Consider the following 16,164-nt stretch of genomic DNA (forward strand, 5'->3'; position numbering starts at 1 on the left):
AAATGGTTTAAAAGTAAGTTTGTAGAATACCACTAATATTATAAATATCTAAATTTTAAATGATTAGATGCTTATAGTTATCATAACTTTATGAGAACGGTTGACGTGTACGTTTTTTCCTATAGATTGTGTAATTTATAATTATTTCTTTTTCACTCTAGTTAAATCGAGCATATTTACTGCATTACTCTCTAGGTCTTCTACATTCTTTGATATAAAACGGACACTTTGATCATAGTATAATGGTACAATAGGTGCGTCTTTAATAATGATACTATCCATTTTAATGTATAACTCTTTTCTAGTTGAAGCGCTTCCGGTAGATAATGCTACATTATATAAGGAGTCAAAAGCTTTACTTTTAAAATGCGTATAATTAGGACCGTTAGGAGTAAAATTATCAGAATAAAAGAGTGATAGGTAATTTTCGGCATCAGGGTAGTCTGCGATCCAGCTGCTTCTAAAAATGTCCAACTGTCCAGCTTTTCTAGCTTCTCTTAATGTAGATGGTGTCATCACATCTACGGCAGTGTTTATTCCTATTTTTTGTAATTCTTTTTGAATAAACTCACATAAGTCTAGGTAATTTGCACCAGTGCTTATAGTTATCGATGGGGATGGATTACCAGATTCCGCTATGTATTCTTGTACTAGTTTTCTAGCTTGTGCAGGATCATAAGAATACCCTTTTACTATGCCGCCACCTGGTATTCCTTTGGGTATAAAACCATGTACAGCTGGAGTTCCTATATTATTACGTAGGTATTTGATCATTTTCTCTCTGTCAAAACCCATGTTTATAGCACGTCTTAATTTCTTACTTTGTAATTCTGGGGTTTTAGAATCTATCTTTAAGCCAAGATATTCTGTGTTTAAAAAAGGAGCTTTCTTTAACTCTACGTTAGAGATATATTTTTCTTTTAATTCTCCACTAGTAGTTAATAGTTCATCTTTGTAACTTGGGTCTATAGCGTTTATAAAATCTAAATTGCCTTGAGCAAATTCTAGAAATTCACTTTGCTTATCGGTTTTAAAGGTAATCGCAACGGCTTCTAGATAGGGTAAAGAATTGCCATCCGTATCCTTTTCATGGTAGTTATTATTTCTACGCAATACCATTTTTACATTTTCTTGCCACTTTTTGAGATAAAAAGGTCCCGTACCTATGGGTTGCTCTCTTAAATTAGAACTTCCTTCTGGTACGACACTGCAATATTTCATGGTGAGCAAGCCTAGAAAAGCAGGGAACGGTTGCTTTAATTTTATTTCTAAAGTTAGTGTGTCTAATACATTAATTTCAGTCAAATTTTTCATTACAAATGCACCATTAGAAGCTAGGGTGGGATCTGTTAATCGTTCTAGAGAATATTTAAAATCTGTTGCTGTTACTGTTCTCGCTTTCGCGAAAGCGTCATTAAAATAAATACCTTCTTTAATATAAAATTTATAAGAAGTACCAGTACTATCGATTTGCCAGTGGCTAGCAAGATCGGGAACCACTTCTAGCTGATTATCTAATTTTACTAAGCCGTTATAAAGCAAATTACATACCCATATGTTACGCTGGTCCTTTGCAAAAGCTGGGTCTAGGCTGGTCACATTGGCATGCTCATTATACCTAAATACAGTAGATGTATCTATCTTCTGTTCTTGATTCTGGCAGGAGATCAAAGTAAAAAACGAAAGTAAAACGAGTACATATTTATTCATAAGGTAAAGATAATAAAGACCATTCCTACACCGGTTTCTATGTTAAGGAATTTATACAATTAATGATAGAAACATATATTTTACAATTGAGTAGTAAAATATTACAGTTGGGTTACTGCAATTATTCTTAACTAGAAAAGTGCTGCATATTTGTCCTGTCTAACAAATTAAAATACTTTATTATGAAAACTCTTTTTACTAGTATCCTCGTTTTATTATTCTCTATGGCTCTAAGTGCACAAGAAACTTTTACTTTAAAAGTTACTGTTGATAATGCAAAAAGTGATAATGGTACTATGGTTTATAGCCTAAGTACAGAGAACCAATTTATGAAAGCTGCACCATTGCAATCTGCAACTATAGAAATTAAAGACGGTGTTGCTGTTGCGATATTTGAAAACATACCAGCAGGAGAATATGCGATCATGGTATTACACGATAAAAACGGTAATAATCAAATGGATTTTACAGATCAAGGAATGCCTAAAGAGGCTTATGGTATGAGTAATAACCCTATGAGTTATGGTCCACCTTCTTGGGATGATGCAAAAATTACTATAGAAAGCGATAAAGAAATTGCAGTACGATTATAATATTCTTACACCTGACCCATCTACTTTTATTAAAGCGCATTGGGTCAGGATTATTATTTGTTGTTAATTAATTTAAAACATAATGGTATCGCATTAGTTTGAGAATTAACTTCGTAGCATGGTTATACTTATTACAGGAGCGACTGGCCTAGTAGGCTCAAAAATATCAGAAGATTTACTATCTCAAGGACATACGGTTCATTATTTAACTACCAGACAGAGCGCCATAAAAAGCAGCAATAATCATAAAGGCTTTTTATGGAATGTAAATGAGATGACTATAGATGCAAAGTGTATAGATGGTGTAGATGCTATTGTACATCTAGCAGGTGAGACTGTTTTTCAAAAATGGACAGACGCTGCAAAAAAACGCATTCTCAATAGTCGTATAGACAGTACAAATTTGCTTTTAAATTTACTTAAAGAAAATGAACATCAAGTAAAGCATGTGGTCACAGCAAGTGCGATAGGTATTTATCCAGATGATCAAAACGGTAAAGCACTGAGAGAAGACGATATACCACCTACGGCAACAAATTTCTTAGCAGATGTTTGTATCGCGTGGGAAAAAATAGGAACTCAATTCAAAGAACTAGGCCTTACTCATGGCATCGTGCGTATAGGGATAGTACTGTCTGGAAAAGGTGGTGCATTAGAACAAATGTCTAAACCGGTTAAGTTTTATGCAGGATCAGGATTTGGAAACGGTAAAATGTGGCAAAGTTGGGTCGCTATAGACGATTTATCAGGCATATTTATACACATACTGGATCATGAGCTAGAAGGTGTTTATAACGGTGTGGCTCCACATCCTGTAAGAAATAGACCTATGATGAATAGCATAGGAAAAGTCATGGGTAAACCAGTTTTTCTTCCCAATGTGCCTGAATTTATTATGAAATTAATGCTAGGTGAAATGTCTTCTATAGTTCTTGCCAGTCAGCATGCTAGTAGTTCAAAAATAGAAGAAAAAGGCTATTCTTTTAAATATCCAGAATTAGAAGGAGCTTTAAAAAATTATTTAGATTAGGGCAGTAGCTTAACTATTAAATTGATCCCACTCTTTTTGCTTATTCTTTCTATTAGTTCTAACCATAAAAAATATTACTAGACCGAATAGTAATAAGAATATAGCAACACAAGCAAAGCCACCTAAAATCTCACCTATTTCATAAGCGGTAGTAGAAGAGTCGTCATCTTCATCGCCAAAAATTAGATCAAAAGTACCACATGCCGTATATTGATTTTTTAAGGCAAAATCTGGTTGTATCACTATACTATTAAAAAAATCTTCATCCACAGATCTGTCCTTAGTTTTTAAAGGTTGTGTTACACCTATCTGGTAAAGAGTTTCTTTAATCTGTATTAATCTATAAGAGTTTTGGAGCATTTCTTCTCCGTCTTCATCCAGTTCATTATAGATGTAATAAGCCTGATATACGTCGTTTTCTACAACACGTTCGTCTTTGACCACTTTGATTTCCTCATCTTTGGTCCAGTCATTTAAGGTATTATCATAATAACTTTTCATCTCTCTTCTATTAGATAAACATATTCTTTCATCTATTCTAGCACGATGTACCATGAAAACTTCGTCGTTCTCTCCATAACCGAACCAGTAGTGAGACTCTATACCATCTTCACTTTCGGTACTTTCAAAAAAATCAAATGGTAACTGTATAGAAAGAATAGAATCTATCTCTACCTGCTCATAATCATATAACGTGTTGATTAAATCAGCATCCATAAACTCTACTTCTTGTGCAGTAGTAGTGAAGTAGAAAAGTATAGAAAGCGTGGAGAGTAGAAAGTTTTTCATGTAAGAAGTTGAGAGAGTAAAAATACCATCTTACCCATAAATAAAAAAGCCTTGCAATCGTAGATTACAAGGCTTTTAAAATTAAAACTTTAAACTAATAATTACTTAGTAGCAACTATGTTTAGAGTTAATGTAATATCATCAGATATTGCTTTGTTAGCAACTATATCAGTAAAGTTACTAGAGCCATACTGGATACCCCAGTCTGTTCTGTCTATAGTAAAGTCTTCACTAGTAAGCATCATTTTATCACCATCATACTTTACAGTAACGTCAAAAGCGATTTTCTTAGTCACATCCTTAAGAGTAAGATTACCTTCTAGAGTCGTTTTATTCTCCATAGTATTAAGACCAGTTACTACAAATTTTGCAGTAGGGTATTTAGGAGTATTGAAAAAATCAGTTTCCTTACCTTCTACAGTACCTTCTAAGTGTGCTTTTAGATTACCGGCAGCATCTCCTTCTAGGTCTGTAACCTCGATAGAAGTCATGTCTATAATAAATTCACCACTCTCAACAACATCACCATTTACCTTTACCACACCACTACTAAGAGATATGTTACCAGTATGATCTTCAGTAGGTTTAGAACCTATCCATGCGACGTTAGAAGCTTCAGTGTCTACATTATAAGTAACAGCCTCAACAGTTGCAACAGCAGCTTCTTCACTATCCAATGCTTCTACTTCGTTCTTACTTTCTTTACAAGCTACGGTAAAAGCAACAACTAGTGCCATACCTGCGATTTTTAAAAAATTACGTTTCATTATTCTTAAATTAGATTGAATCACAAAACTAAATGTATATACAAATAACATCGTTAAATCTATATTAATTATTCTCGGTGACATTTTGACACACATATTTAAATGGCAACACTTTTGCCTTATCGCGTCTAGGTAGGTGAAAATTATTGTGGCTATCTCGCTTTCGCGAAAGCGTAACCATTAAAAAACACCTCGATAAAAAAGTGTTGAATTTATTTAAAATATATCGTCAGAAGATGGCAAAGAATAAAAACGAAAAAGACTTGAAAGATCAGGAAGCACCTGAGGTTGTGGAGCAAGAAGTAACTGAAGAGGTGCAAGACGAGCGCAGTGATGTAGAAATTTTAGAAGATCAATTACAAGTAGAAAAAGATAAATACTTACGTCTGTTTGCAGAATTTGAGAACTTTAAAAGACGTACTGCAAAGGAGCGCATCGAGTTATTTAAAACTGCAGGAGAAGGTGTCTTAAGAGACATGCTGCCAGTTCTAGACGATTTTGACAGAGCAATGGTCGAGATTAATAAATCTGAAGATGAGCAACTGACAAGTGGTGTAAAATTAATAGCAAATAAATTAACTAATACCTTAAATAGTAAAGGTTTAGAAGAATTTGATGTGAGAGCAGGAGATACCTTTAATGCAGACGTACACGAGGCTATTACTCAAATACCAGCACCTAGTGATGATATGAAAGGTAAAATAGTAGACGTAATAGAAAAAGGATATAAACTAGGAGACAAGATCATACGTTTTCCTAAAGTAGTTATAGGACAATAATTATGGCAGATTTCTACGACATATTAGATATTCAAAGAGGTGCGACAGCTGCAGAGATAAAGAAAGCTTATAGAAAAAAAGCGATCCAATACCACCCAGATAAGAACCCTGGAGATGACGCTGCAGAAGAGAAGTTTAAAAAAGCTGCAGAGGCTTATGAAACTTTAAGTGATCCACAAAAAAAGTCTCGTTATGACCAGTTAGGTCACCAGGCATATACTTCTGGTGGCGCAGGAGGTTTTGGCGGCGGCGGTGGCGCAGGTGGTTTTGACATGGATGACATTTTCAGTCAGTTCGGCGATATTTTCGGCGGCGGTGGCGGCGGTTTTGGTGGTTTCGGCGGCGTTGGTCGTGGTGGCCAGCGCAGAGTTAAAGGAAAAGATTTACGTATACGTGTCTCTCTTACTCTAGAAGAAGCTGCAAATGGTGTTGATAAGAAAGTAAAGGTAAAACGTAAAAAGCAAGCTCCTGGAGTTTCTTATAAAACTTGTACTACATGTAATGGTAGTGGGCAGGTAACTAGAATTCAAAACACAATATTAGGTCGTATGCAAACTGCTGCGCCTTGTAATACATGTGGTGGTGCAGGTCAAATCTTAAATAATAAACCAGCTGGAGCAGATGCTCAAGGTATGATAGCTACTGAAGAAACAGTAACTATTCAAATACCAGCAGGTGTAGAGTCTGACATGCGTCTTAAAGTTACAGGAAAAGGAAACGATGCACCAGGTAATGGTGTAAGTGGTGATTTACTGGTAGATATAGAAGTTAAACCACATGCAGAATTACAGCGTGAGGGAAATAATCTTCATTATGATCTATATGTAAGTGTACCTGAAGCTGTTCTGGGAACTTCTAAAGAAATCCAAACAGTAACAGGGAAAGTGCGCATACCGGTAGAAGCAGGAATACAAAGTGGTAAGATTTTAAGGTTACGTGGTAAAGGAATGCCTAATCTTAATGGGTATGCTACGGGAGATTTATTAGTACATGTAAATGTATGGACACCTCGTAATTTAACTAAGGAGCAAAAAGAATTTTTTGAAAGCATGATGACAGATTCAAATTTTGATCCAGCACCTGAAAAAGGAGATAAATCTTTCTTTGAAAAAGTGAAAGACATGTTTTCTTAAAGAAAACTTAATGAATTAGAAAAAATAGTATATATTTATGCCAACGAATGGTCAACCAACCATTTGTTATTTTTCTTTTTCATAGCAATTTTTCCCACCTCCCTATTTTAGGGAGGTGGGTTTTTTTATGACCTTTTGTAACTATTAGGGTATTATATTGAAGAACCTACATATTATTATGATCTGTAATTTTTTTTAACTCGCATTCCTATTAATTTATTCTAAATCCTTAGCAATACCATATCCTTCTTGTTAATTTAGCACAATTAATATTTTGATGGGAAACGCGTTAGAAGCAATACATATAAAAAAGGTATATGGGGATTATACAGCATTAAATGATGTATCTATCTCAGTACCCAAAGGAAGTGTTTATGGTTTATTAGGACCCAATGGTGCTGGTAAAACGTCACTTATAAGAATCATAAATCAAATTACAATGCCAGACGAAGGGAAGATCCTTCTTAATGGTGAGCAATTAAAACCTAATCATATAGAAGATATAGGGTACATGCCAGAAGAGCGTGGGCTTTATAAATCTATGAAGGTAGGTGAGCAGTGCATTTATCTAGCTAGACTTAAAGGTCTTTCAAGGGCAGAGGCAAAAGATAGACTTACATACTGGTTTGATAGATTAGGTATAGAAGGCTGGTGGAATAAAAAACTAGAAGAACTTTCTAAAGGAATGGCGCAGAAAGTACAATTTATAGTTACTGTCATGCACGAGCCTAGTTTATTGATTTTTGATGAACCATTTTCTGGTTTTGACCCAGTAAATGCAAATCTTATTAAAGACGAAATTTTAAAACTAAGAGATGATGGAGCAACTATCATTTTTTCTACGCACCGTATGGAAAGTGTAGAAGAGATGTGTGACCATATAGCACTTATTAATAAGTCTAACCTTGTTTTACAAGGTAAATTGAGCGATGTAAAACAGCGCTACAGAGATCGTAAATATGCGGTGTCTTTAATTTGTCAAAATAATGATTTGGCTTTCCAACAAATACCGATAGAATTTAATGCGCAACCTATAGTATTATCAGGATTAGATAACACGCTAGATGTGCAAATACAAATACCTATTCATATAGATGTACCTAGTGCATTAAATCGCTTAACCCAATTAGGTGAATTAACACATTTTAGTGAGGTGATACCTAGTGTTAATGATATCTTCATTCAAACTGTACAGCAAAATGGATAAACTGTGGCTTATCATAAAAAGAGAATACCTTAATAAGGTAAGAAACAGAACCTTTATTATCATGACTTTTGTGAGTCCATTAATATTCGTAGGTGTCGCTTTACTCATAGGATGGCTTACTAGTATAAATTCAGATACGAGCAGAAAAATTGCCATATTAGATCAAACAGAAGATAATTACATCTCTTTATTTGAATCAAACGAGCGCAACGAGTATATCAAATTAAATGGTATTTCTAAAGAAGCTGCCATAACTGCAAGTAAAGAAGCAGATTATTACGGTTTGATATTAATAGAAGCGCAGAAAGGGCAACTAGCTGACTTAAGTTTCTATTCTGACGACTCTCCATCACAAGGTTTTTTAGAATCTATTGAAGATAAAATTAATAAAGAGGCTACCGCTAATAATTTGAAAGATGCAGGTATGGATATTAATGTGATCAATAGGCGTAAAGTAACTAAGGTGATTCAAGTACAGAATTTTACAGGGGAAAAGACCAGTAAAATGTCTGGCTGGGTTAAAATAGCAGCTGGTGGTATCGCTGGTTATTTATTGATGATGTTCATTATCATCTATGGTAATATGGTGATGCGATCTGTAATAGAAGAAAAAACAAATCGTATTATAGAGATTATAGTAAGTAGTGTAAAACCTATCTATCTTATGATAGGTAAAATAACAGGAACTTCGCTAGCAGGAATAACTCAATTCTTAATTTGGGTAATAGTCGGTTTTATATTAATGATAGTTGCGACGACCTTCTTTGGGGTAGATGCATTTTCTACACCTGCCAATGCAGATGTGCTTGCTCAAGCACAAGATCCTAATAAGTTTCAGTTAATTGCAAACGACTTAGCACAACTGCCTATTCTCAAAATATTGATTTGTTTCTTTATTTACTTCATGGGAGGTTACTTTTTATACGCCTCTATTTATACAGCGATAGGTGCTGCGGTAGATAATGAAACAGATACACAACAGTTTATGTTGCCAGTAATTTTACCATTAATGCTAGCTATTTATGTAGGTTTCTTTTCGGTAATGGATAATCCTCATGGAACGGTAGCAGTAATATTTTCATACATTCCATTAACTTCACCTATAGTGATGTTAATGAGAATCCCTTTTGGTGAGATTGCTTGGTGGGAAATAGCATTAAGTATGTTATTATTATATATCAGTATAATAGGTGTAGCAATGCTAGCTGCAAAGATCTATAGGATAGGAATTTTAATGTACGGTAAAAAGACCAATTGGAAAGAGTTGTATAAATGGCTGCGATACTAATTATGAGTTTAAACTGGGATAAAATACAAGAGTTTCTCACTTATGAGATTATACCATCTGGTAAAAATGGAGGCTTCCATTTTGATACCTGGATGCTTATTCTTGCTATAGTCGCTATTTTATTAACTACACTGATATTGAGAGGTATTAGAAAGGTAGTTACACGCAAGATGGATATTCCAGATAAACTTAAATTTGAGAGTGCCTTTAAGTTCTTTAATTACATAGTTTATATAATTGTAATTATATCAGTCTTGCATTCTAGTGGTGTAAACCTGACAGGGCTTTTAACTGCTAGTGCCGCCTTATTTGTAGGTTTAGGTTTTGCACTGCAAGATCTATTTAAAGATATAATTGCTGGGGTAACTATTTTAACCGACAGGTCTGTTCTAGTAAATGATGTTATAGAAATTAATAACAAAGTAGGTCGTGTCTTTGAAGTAAAATTAAGGAGTACTAGGATAATTACTCGTGACGATAAAATATTGATTATACCTAATCATCTTTTTATGTCAGAAATAGTTTATAATTATACTCAAAACCATCCCAAGACTAGAGAGCAAGTAAATGTAGGTGTCGCTTATGGTAGCGATACGAGATTAATAGAAAAATTACTTATAGAATGTGTCAGTAATCAAAAAGGTGTACTGCTCAGTCCAGAGCCATTTGTTATGTTTAATGAATTTGGTGATAGTTCATTAAACTTTTCGGTTTACTTTTTTGTAAGAGATGCTTTTACAGAGCCTCGTATTAAAAGTGCTATACGATTTGACATCGATAAAGCATTCAGAGCAAACAACGTGAGTATTCCTTTCCCGCAAAGAGATATTCATATTATAAATACATCTTCAGCAAATGAAGAATCTAACAATAGGAACAATGACTAGATTAAATAAAATAATTAGAACTAGTTGTATAGTATTTTGTGTTTTCGCTTTCGCGAAAGCGTACTCACAAGGAACAGATCTTTTTAGAGCAGAGTACACATACTTTCCTCAAAGTAATTCTGATAACAGTTTTAGAAGATTCAGGACTTTTGTAAATGTACCGCTTAAAGTAGGAGAAGCTAATTATCTTGTTCCTTACCTAGAATACCGAAACGTAGAATATATAGTTAAAGATAATTTTAGAGCCACAGATTTTGGCTCTGATAGATACGAGAGTTTTCAAGTCGCGCTGGGTTATACATTTCCTATGAAAAATAACTGGCGTTTTGGATCTAGGACTGGTGTTTTAGTAGCATCAAATTTTGATGAAGGAAAAGCACGTAGCGATGACTACTTTTTTGTAGGTAGTGTTTACTTTATTAAAAACGAGAAGAAAAGAGAAGATGGCGGTAAACCATGGCAACTAGTGGTAGGAGTGCAATACTCTACCACAGCTGGTAGGCCTTTCCCATTACCATATCTTAATTACTATAGAGAACTTAATGAAAACTGGAGTTTTACTTTAGGGGCACCTAAAATGAATCTTAAGTATAGATTTAATGAAAAAAATGATGTACAATTATATGCACGTCTAGATGGTTTTTATGCAAATATTCAAAATGACGAACCTACCACAAGAGGTGTTGCAGAAGATGTTTCAATGACAGTGGCAATGTTTGGGCCTGGTTACCAGCATAATTTTACTAAGCATATTTCGGCTTATATTTATGCAGGTTACACATTTATCAATGACATCAGACTTAGAGATGATAATGGTGATGACGTGGTAACACTTAATGATACTAATACGTTTTATTCTAGAATAGGAATAAAGTTTAAAATATAATAATGGCAAATATTCTCCTTATAGAAGATGAAGGCGCGATACGTCGCGTTTTAAGTAAAATATTATCTGAAGAAAGTAAAGATTACAATGTCGTAGAGGCAGTAGATGGACTAGAAGGTATAGAGTTGCTAAAGGATAACGATTATGATCTTGTTCTTTGCGATATAAAAATGCCTAAAATGGATGGCGTTGAGGTTTTAGAGGCTGTTAAGAAAATAAAGCCAGAAATCCCTATTGTCATGATTTCAGGACATGGAGATCTAGACACAGCTGTTAATACGATGCGTTTAGGAGCTTTTGATTACATTTCAAAGCCGCCAGATTTAAATAGACTTTTAAACACCGTACGTAATGCGCTAGATAATAAAAAGCTAGTCGTAGAGAATAAACGTCTCAAGAAGAAAGTAAGTAAAAACTATGAGATGATAGGAGAAAGCGAGTTAATCGTTATTATCAAAAATATCATTGAAAAAGTAGCGCCTACAGACGCTAGGGTTTTAATCACTGGAGAAAACGGTACTGGTAAAGAACTTGTTGCACACTGGTTACATGAAAAAAGTGACCGTTCAAAAGGTCCTTTCATAGAGGTGAATTGTGCGGCTATACCTAGTGAGTTAATAGAAAGTGAGTTATTCGGTCATGTAAAGGGGAGTTTTACTGGTGCAAATAAAGACCGAGCAGGAAAATTTGAAGCAGCAAACGGTGGTACTATTTTTCTAGATGAAATAGGGGATATGAGTGCCAAAGCACAAGCCAAAGTATTAAGGGCTCTTCAAGAAAATAAAATACAACGTGTAGGTAGTGATAAGGATATAAAGGTAGATGTAAGAATTCTTGCAGCAACTAACAAAGATCTTAAACAAGAGATAGAAGATAAAAAATTCAGAGAAGATCTTTATCATAGACTAGCAGTAATATTAATTAATGTACCTGCTCTTAATGATAGACGTGATGATATTCCATTACTGATTAATCATTTTGCGGCAAAAATTGCCAAAGAGCAAGGGAATGCCGCAAAGAAATTTGAGAACAAAGCATTTAAACTGTTACAAGAATACGATTGGACAGGTAATATACGTGAGTTGCGCAACGTTGTAGAACGACTCATTATATTAGGAGGTGAAGAAATTAGTGAGACAGATGTAAAACTTTTTGCAAGTAAATAATATGTATAAAATTCATTCAGAAGAATTCAAAGCATCTACAAAGTTCCAGCTTAAAGAACATTCTACGTTACCTAATGAGGTGCTACCAAAAAAAGAAGCCAAAAAGGAACTTGAAAAAGTGAGAAGAGAACTTGCAGATTTTCAAGCAAGACTCTATGCACATGATAAACATGCAGTACTGGTGTGTTTTCAAGGGATGGATACGTCTGGAAAGGACAGCCTTGTAAGAGAGGTTTTTAAAGATTTTAATGTAAGAGGCGTTATACAGCACAGTTTTAAAGTTCCTACAGATTTAGAATTGTCGCATGGTTATCTATGGAGACACTATATAGCACTACCTTCTAAGGGGCATTTTGGTATTTTTAATAGAACACATTATGAAAACGTCTTAGTTACTCGTGTGCATCCAGAATATCTCATGGCAGAAAATTTGCCTGATTTTAATAGTCCAGAAGATGCTACAGAAGACTTTTGGCAAATGCGTTACAACCAGATCAATAATTTTGAAAAAGAACTAACTCAAAACGGGACTTTTATCTTTAAGTTTTTCCTTAATTTAAGCGAAGAAGAACAAAAAAGACGCTTATTAAGAAGATTAAGAACACCAGAAAAGAATTGGAAATTTTCAAAAGACGATCTTAAAGAACGTAAACTTTGGGATAAATACATGTACTGTTATGAACAGGCTATTAAACACACGCATACGGACGTTGCCCCATGGCACATCATCCCGGCAGATGATAAACCTATGGCAAGATTGTTAGTCGCAAAAATACTGGTGGATGCTCTTACTCAAAAAGAGTACATTCAGCCACCTCAAATAGATGATGAGGTTTCAGGAAATATTAAAAAATACATTGAAGAGCTAGAAAATGAATAAACTACATACTATTGGATTCTTTATTTTGTTGTGTTCCGCTTTCGCGAAAGCGCAACTAGTACAAACATCTCAAGCAGATTCATTAATGCTTAAGAGTATTTATGACTACAGCCTTACAGAGTCCAAAAGTTATGAGTGGTTAGATTATCTTTCTAATAATATAGGAGGAAGATTATCTGGTTCTATACAGGCCCAACGAGCTGTTGAGTATACAGAGAAGGAAATGGCAAAATTTGTTTCTCGCACAGAATTACAGTCGGTAATGGTGCCTAAATGGACACGTGGTACACCAGAATTTGCATACATGCAATTAAATGATTTTTCAACTATTAATGTAAATGTTTGTGCATTAGGAGGTTCTATTCCTACTAGAGAAGCAGGCATAAAAGCGGAAGTGGTAGAGGTTACTTCTTTAGAGCAATTAGCTCAGTTAGGGAGAAAAGAAGTAGAAGGTAAAATAGTGTTTTATAACAGACCTATGGATCCTACAAAAATACAAACGTTTGAGGCTTACGGTGGCTGCGTAGATCAAAGATACAGTGGCGCAGAAGAAGCTGGTAAATATGGTGCTGTAGGTGTTATAGTGAGATCTATGAATTTAAGACTCGACGATTATCCTCATACAGGCTCAATGAGTTATGGCGATTTAGATGTAGAGAATTATATTCCGGCTGCAGCAATAAGTACAAACGATGCTGAAAAATTACATACTTACCTAGCTTTAGATAAGAATCTTCAGTTTTTCTTAAAACAAGATTGTACTGTTTGGGGAGACGTAGAGAGTTACAACGTAATAGGAGAAATCAAGGGAGCTAAGTATCCTAATGAAGTAATTGTTGTAGGTGGTCATTTAGATTCTTGGGACTTAGGTGATGGTAGTCATGATGACGGTGCTGGTGTAGTGCAATCTATGCAGGTTTTAGAAACATTGAAAAAATTAGATTACCAGCCCTTGAGAACGATTAGAGTTGTGTTATTCATGAATGAAGAAAATGGATTAAAAGGAGCTCGAGAATATGCAAAACAGGCTAAGGCAAAAAATGAACAACATATTTTTGCTTTAGAAAGTGATGCAGGTGGTTTTTCACCTAGAGGTTTTAGCTTTGATGCAACAGATGATCAAATGGAGGTTGTTCATTCTTGGAAAGAGCTTTTCAAACCTTACCTAATTCATTATTTTGAAAAAGGCGGCAGTGGTGCAGATGTAGGTCCACTAAAAGATAGTGGAACAGTACTAGCAGGTCTGCGTCCCGATTCTCAAAGATATTTTGATTTTCATCATGCGGCAAATGATACTTTTGATGCTGTTAATAAAAGAGAATTAGAATTAGGGGCAGCTACAATGACTAGCTTAATATATCTTTTTGACCAGTATGGAGTGGTTGATAATAGCATGGATTAGATGGTTGTATAGATCTTGAATCTCACTACTTTTGTGCCCCTTTACAATTCAAGATGGCACTAAAAGATTATACAAGAGAGTTTTCTACAAACTTAAAAATAGCTGTACCGATTATGGTAGGGCAAATAGCGCATTTACTAGTGGCGCTAGCAGATAACGTTATGGTTGGTAAGTTGGGTAAGGCACAACTTGCGGCTGTATCTTTGGGGAATACATTAATTTTTATAGCGCTCTCTATAGGTATAGGTTTTTCATTTGCGATAACTCCACTTGTTTCAGAAGCAGATGCCAAAAAAGATGTGGGTAGAATAGGTGCAATTTTTAAGCAAGGTTTTGTTTTGTCCACGATCATAGGTGTTCTTTTGACATTGGTGGTTCTTCTTTGTGAACCTATTTTATCCATGTTAGATCAGCCTAAGGAAGTTGTTGAATTAGCTATTCCTTATATGAGATGGGTTGCGTTATCATTAATTCCGTTAATGATGTTCCAGGCTATTAAACAATTTATCGATGGCTTATCAAAAACGGTCTACTCCATGACTGCCTCAATAATAGCTAATTTGATAAATGTGTTTTTGAATTTTTTATTTATATATGGAGAGTTCGGTTTTCCCAGATTAGAGGTAGAAGGTGCAGGGATTGGTACGTTTATCTCTAGAATAGTTATGGTGTTGATAGTTCTAGCTTTCTTGTTAACTAAAAAGGAATTAAAACAGTATCTCGTTTTCATAAAAGTCAAATCTACTGGTATAACTTCTAAATTGTTAAATCTAGGATTTCCCACCGCACTACAAATGTTTTTTGAGGTAGGGTTGTTTACAGCAGCGATAATTTTATCTGGTTTACTAGGGACTAGTAGTCAGGCCGCAAATCAAATAGCTTTAAATCTATCAGCACTAACGTTTATGGTTGGAGTAGGGTTAGGTGTGACGGCAACTATTAGAGTAGGTAATCAAAAAGGATTGAATCAATTTGACGAATTGAAGAGGATTGTTAAGTCTATATTTTTATTGACTCTTATAGTGGAACTGTTTTTTGCATTATGCTTTATTGTATTTAGAAACCAGCTTCCGTACTTATATATTGATGATTGGGAGGTTGTGCAACTAGCAGCAGGAGCTCTTTTAATAGCTGCCTTCTTTCAGCTTAGTGATGGTTTTCAAGTAGTAATGTTAGGTGCTCTAAGAGGGTTACAGGATGTTTGGATTCCTAGTCTTATATGTTTTGTATCTTATTGGGTAATCGGTTTACCTATATCATATGTGCTAAGTCAATATATTGATTTAGGCTTGCAAGGGATTTGGATAGGGTTATTAACTGGTTTAACACTTTCATTCGCATTAATGTATTATCGATATAGGTATTTGCTGACAACTGGTATGGTAGGAGAATATGATTTTGAATAGGTTTTTTATTTAATAAAGTTTTTTCTTAAATTTAAACATAATGTAAACTGTTGTTTGCTAAATGGTTGATTAATTCTTTCATTTTTATTTCGATTTTTTTAATAAAAAGTTAGGAAGTTAGAGAAAAGGGGTTGTATATTTGCAGCCGCTTAGGAAAACAGCTAAATGTTTAACAAGGCAAATGTTCTTCAGATAGGTTAAAAGATCAGTTAGTAAATCGTGAAGATTTGCGATAAGATTT

At 34.6% G+C, this 16,164-nt stretch carries 15 protein-coding genes; 12 read left to right on the forward strand and 3 right to left on the reverse strand.

The window, feature by feature from the left end; translation table 11 throughout:
• Nucleotides 1-141: 141 nt before the first annotated feature.
• Nucleotides 142-1,710: an ABC transporter substrate-binding protein gene (locus tag ABJF08_RS14390; RefSeq protein ID WP_348116951.1), complete on the reverse strand. Its 1,569-nt coding sequence runs from the start codon at nt 1,708-1,710 to the stop codon at nt 142-144.
• A gap of 182 nt (nt 1,711-1,892) precedes the next feature.
• On the opposite strand from ABJF08_RS14390, the gene ABJF08_RS14395 reads away from it, so the two are divergent.
• Entirely contained in the window at nt 1,893-2,303 is a 411-nt protein-coding gene (locus ABJF08_RS14395; protein WP_348116952.1) for a DUF2141 domain-containing protein, read from the forward strand.
• Nucleotides 2,304-2,421: 118 nt separating this feature from the next.
• The gene (locus ABJF08_RS14400) at nt 2,422-3,333 is read left to right on the forward strand and encodes a TIGR01777 family oxidoreductase (RefSeq protein ID WP_348116953.1); all 912 of its coding nucleotides are present in this window, start codon (nt 2,422-2,424) and stop codon (nt 3,331-3,333) included.
• Nucleotides 3,334-3,342: 9 nt separating this feature from the next.
• Here ABJF08_RS14400 and ABJF08_RS14405 read toward each other — a convergent pair whose 3' ends face one another.
• Both ABJF08_RS14405 and ABJF08_RS14410 read right to left on the reverse strand, forming a co-directional pair.
• On the reverse strand, nt 3,343-4,122 hold the full coding sequence (locus tag ABJF08_RS14405; RefSeq protein WP_348116954.1) for a hypothetical protein: 780 nt from the start codon (nt 4,120-4,122) through the stop codon (nt 3,343-3,345).
• A 101-nt stretch (nt 4,123-4,223) separates the two neighbouring features.
• Entirely contained in the window at nt 4,224-4,889 is a 666-nt protein-coding gene (locus tag ABJF08_RS14410) for a YceI family protein (protein ID WP_348116955.1), read from the reverse strand.
• Nucleotides 4,890-5,125: 236 nt separating this feature from the next.
• On the opposite strand from ABJF08_RS14410, the gene ABJF08_RS14415 reads away from it, so the two are divergent.
• The 10 genes from ABJF08_RS14415 to ABJF08_RS14460 all read left to right on the forward strand — a co-directional run bounded on the left by ABJF08_RS14415 (nt 5,126) and on the right by ABJF08_RS14460 (nt 15,923).
• Complete coding sequence (locus ABJF08_RS14415; RefSeq protein ID WP_348116956.1) at nt 5,126-5,668, forward strand: nucleotide exchange factor GrpE; 543 nt, start codon at nt 5,126-5,128, stop codon at nt 5,666-5,668.
• Complete coding sequence (gene dnaJ, locus ABJF08_RS14420) at nt 5,668-6,801, forward strand: molecular chaperone DnaJ (protein WP_348116966.1); 1,134 nt, start codon at nt 5,668-5,670, stop codon at nt 6,799-6,801. Before ABJF08_RS14415 ends, dnaJ begins: the two co-directional genes overlap by 1 nt.
• Nucleotides 6,802-7,078: 277 nt before the next feature.
• Entirely contained in the window at nt 7,079-8,008 is a 930-nt protein-coding gene (locus tag ABJF08_RS14425) for an ABC transporter ATP-binding protein (RefSeq protein ID WP_348116957.1), read from the forward strand.
• Entirely contained in the window at nt 8,001-9,296 is a 1,296-nt protein-coding gene (locus ABJF08_RS14430; RefSeq protein WP_348116958.1) for an ABC transporter permease, read from the forward strand. The genes ABJF08_RS14425 and ABJF08_RS14430 overlap by 8 nt, the downstream gene beginning before the upstream one ends.
• The gene (locus ABJF08_RS14435; protein WP_348116959.1) at nt 9,281-10,183 is read left to right on the forward strand and encodes a mechanosensitive ion channel domain-containing protein; all 903 of its coding nucleotides are present in this window, start codon (nt 9,281-9,283) and stop codon (nt 10,181-10,183) included. Before ABJF08_RS14430 ends, ABJF08_RS14435 begins: the two co-directional genes overlap by 16 nt.
• A complete protein-coding gene (locus ABJF08_RS14440; protein ID WP_348116960.1) occupies nt 10,152-11,069 on the forward strand; it encodes a DUF6268 family outer membrane beta-barrel protein in 918 nt (305 codons plus the stop codon). Before ABJF08_RS14435 ends, ABJF08_RS14440 begins: the two co-directional genes overlap by 32 nt.
• A gap of 2 nt (nt 11,070-11,071) precedes the next feature.
• On the forward strand, nt 11,072-12,235 hold the full coding sequence (locus tag ABJF08_RS14445) for a sigma-54 dependent transcriptional regulator (protein ID WP_348116961.1): 1,164 nt from the start codon (nt 11,072-11,074) through the stop codon (nt 12,233-12,235).
• Nucleotide 12,236: 1 nt separating this feature from the next.
• Complete coding sequence (locus tag ABJF08_RS14450; RefSeq protein WP_348116962.1) at nt 12,237-13,115, forward strand: PPK2 family polyphosphate kinase; 879 nt, start codon at nt 12,237-12,239, stop codon at nt 13,113-13,115.
• Nucleotides 13,108-14,517, forward strand: a complete 1,410-nt coding sequence (locus tag ABJF08_RS14455; RefSeq protein ID WP_348116963.1) for a M20/M25/M40 family metallo-hydrolase — start codon at nt 13,108-13,110, stop codon at nt 14,515-14,517. The genes ABJF08_RS14450 and ABJF08_RS14455 overlap by 8 nt, the downstream gene beginning before the upstream one ends.
• Nucleotides 14,518-14,570: 53 nt before the next feature.
• On the forward strand, nt 14,571-15,923 hold the full coding sequence (locus tag ABJF08_RS14460) for an MATE family efflux transporter (RefSeq protein ID WP_348116964.1): 1,353 nt from the start codon (nt 14,571-14,573) through the stop codon (nt 15,921-15,923).
• Nucleotides 15,924-16,164 lie beyond the last annotated feature (241 nt).

It is taken from the genome of Nonlabens sp. (assembly GCF_039941875.1).
GTDB lineage: Bacteria > Bacteroidota > Bacteroidia > Flavobacteriales > Flavobacteriaceae > Nonlabens.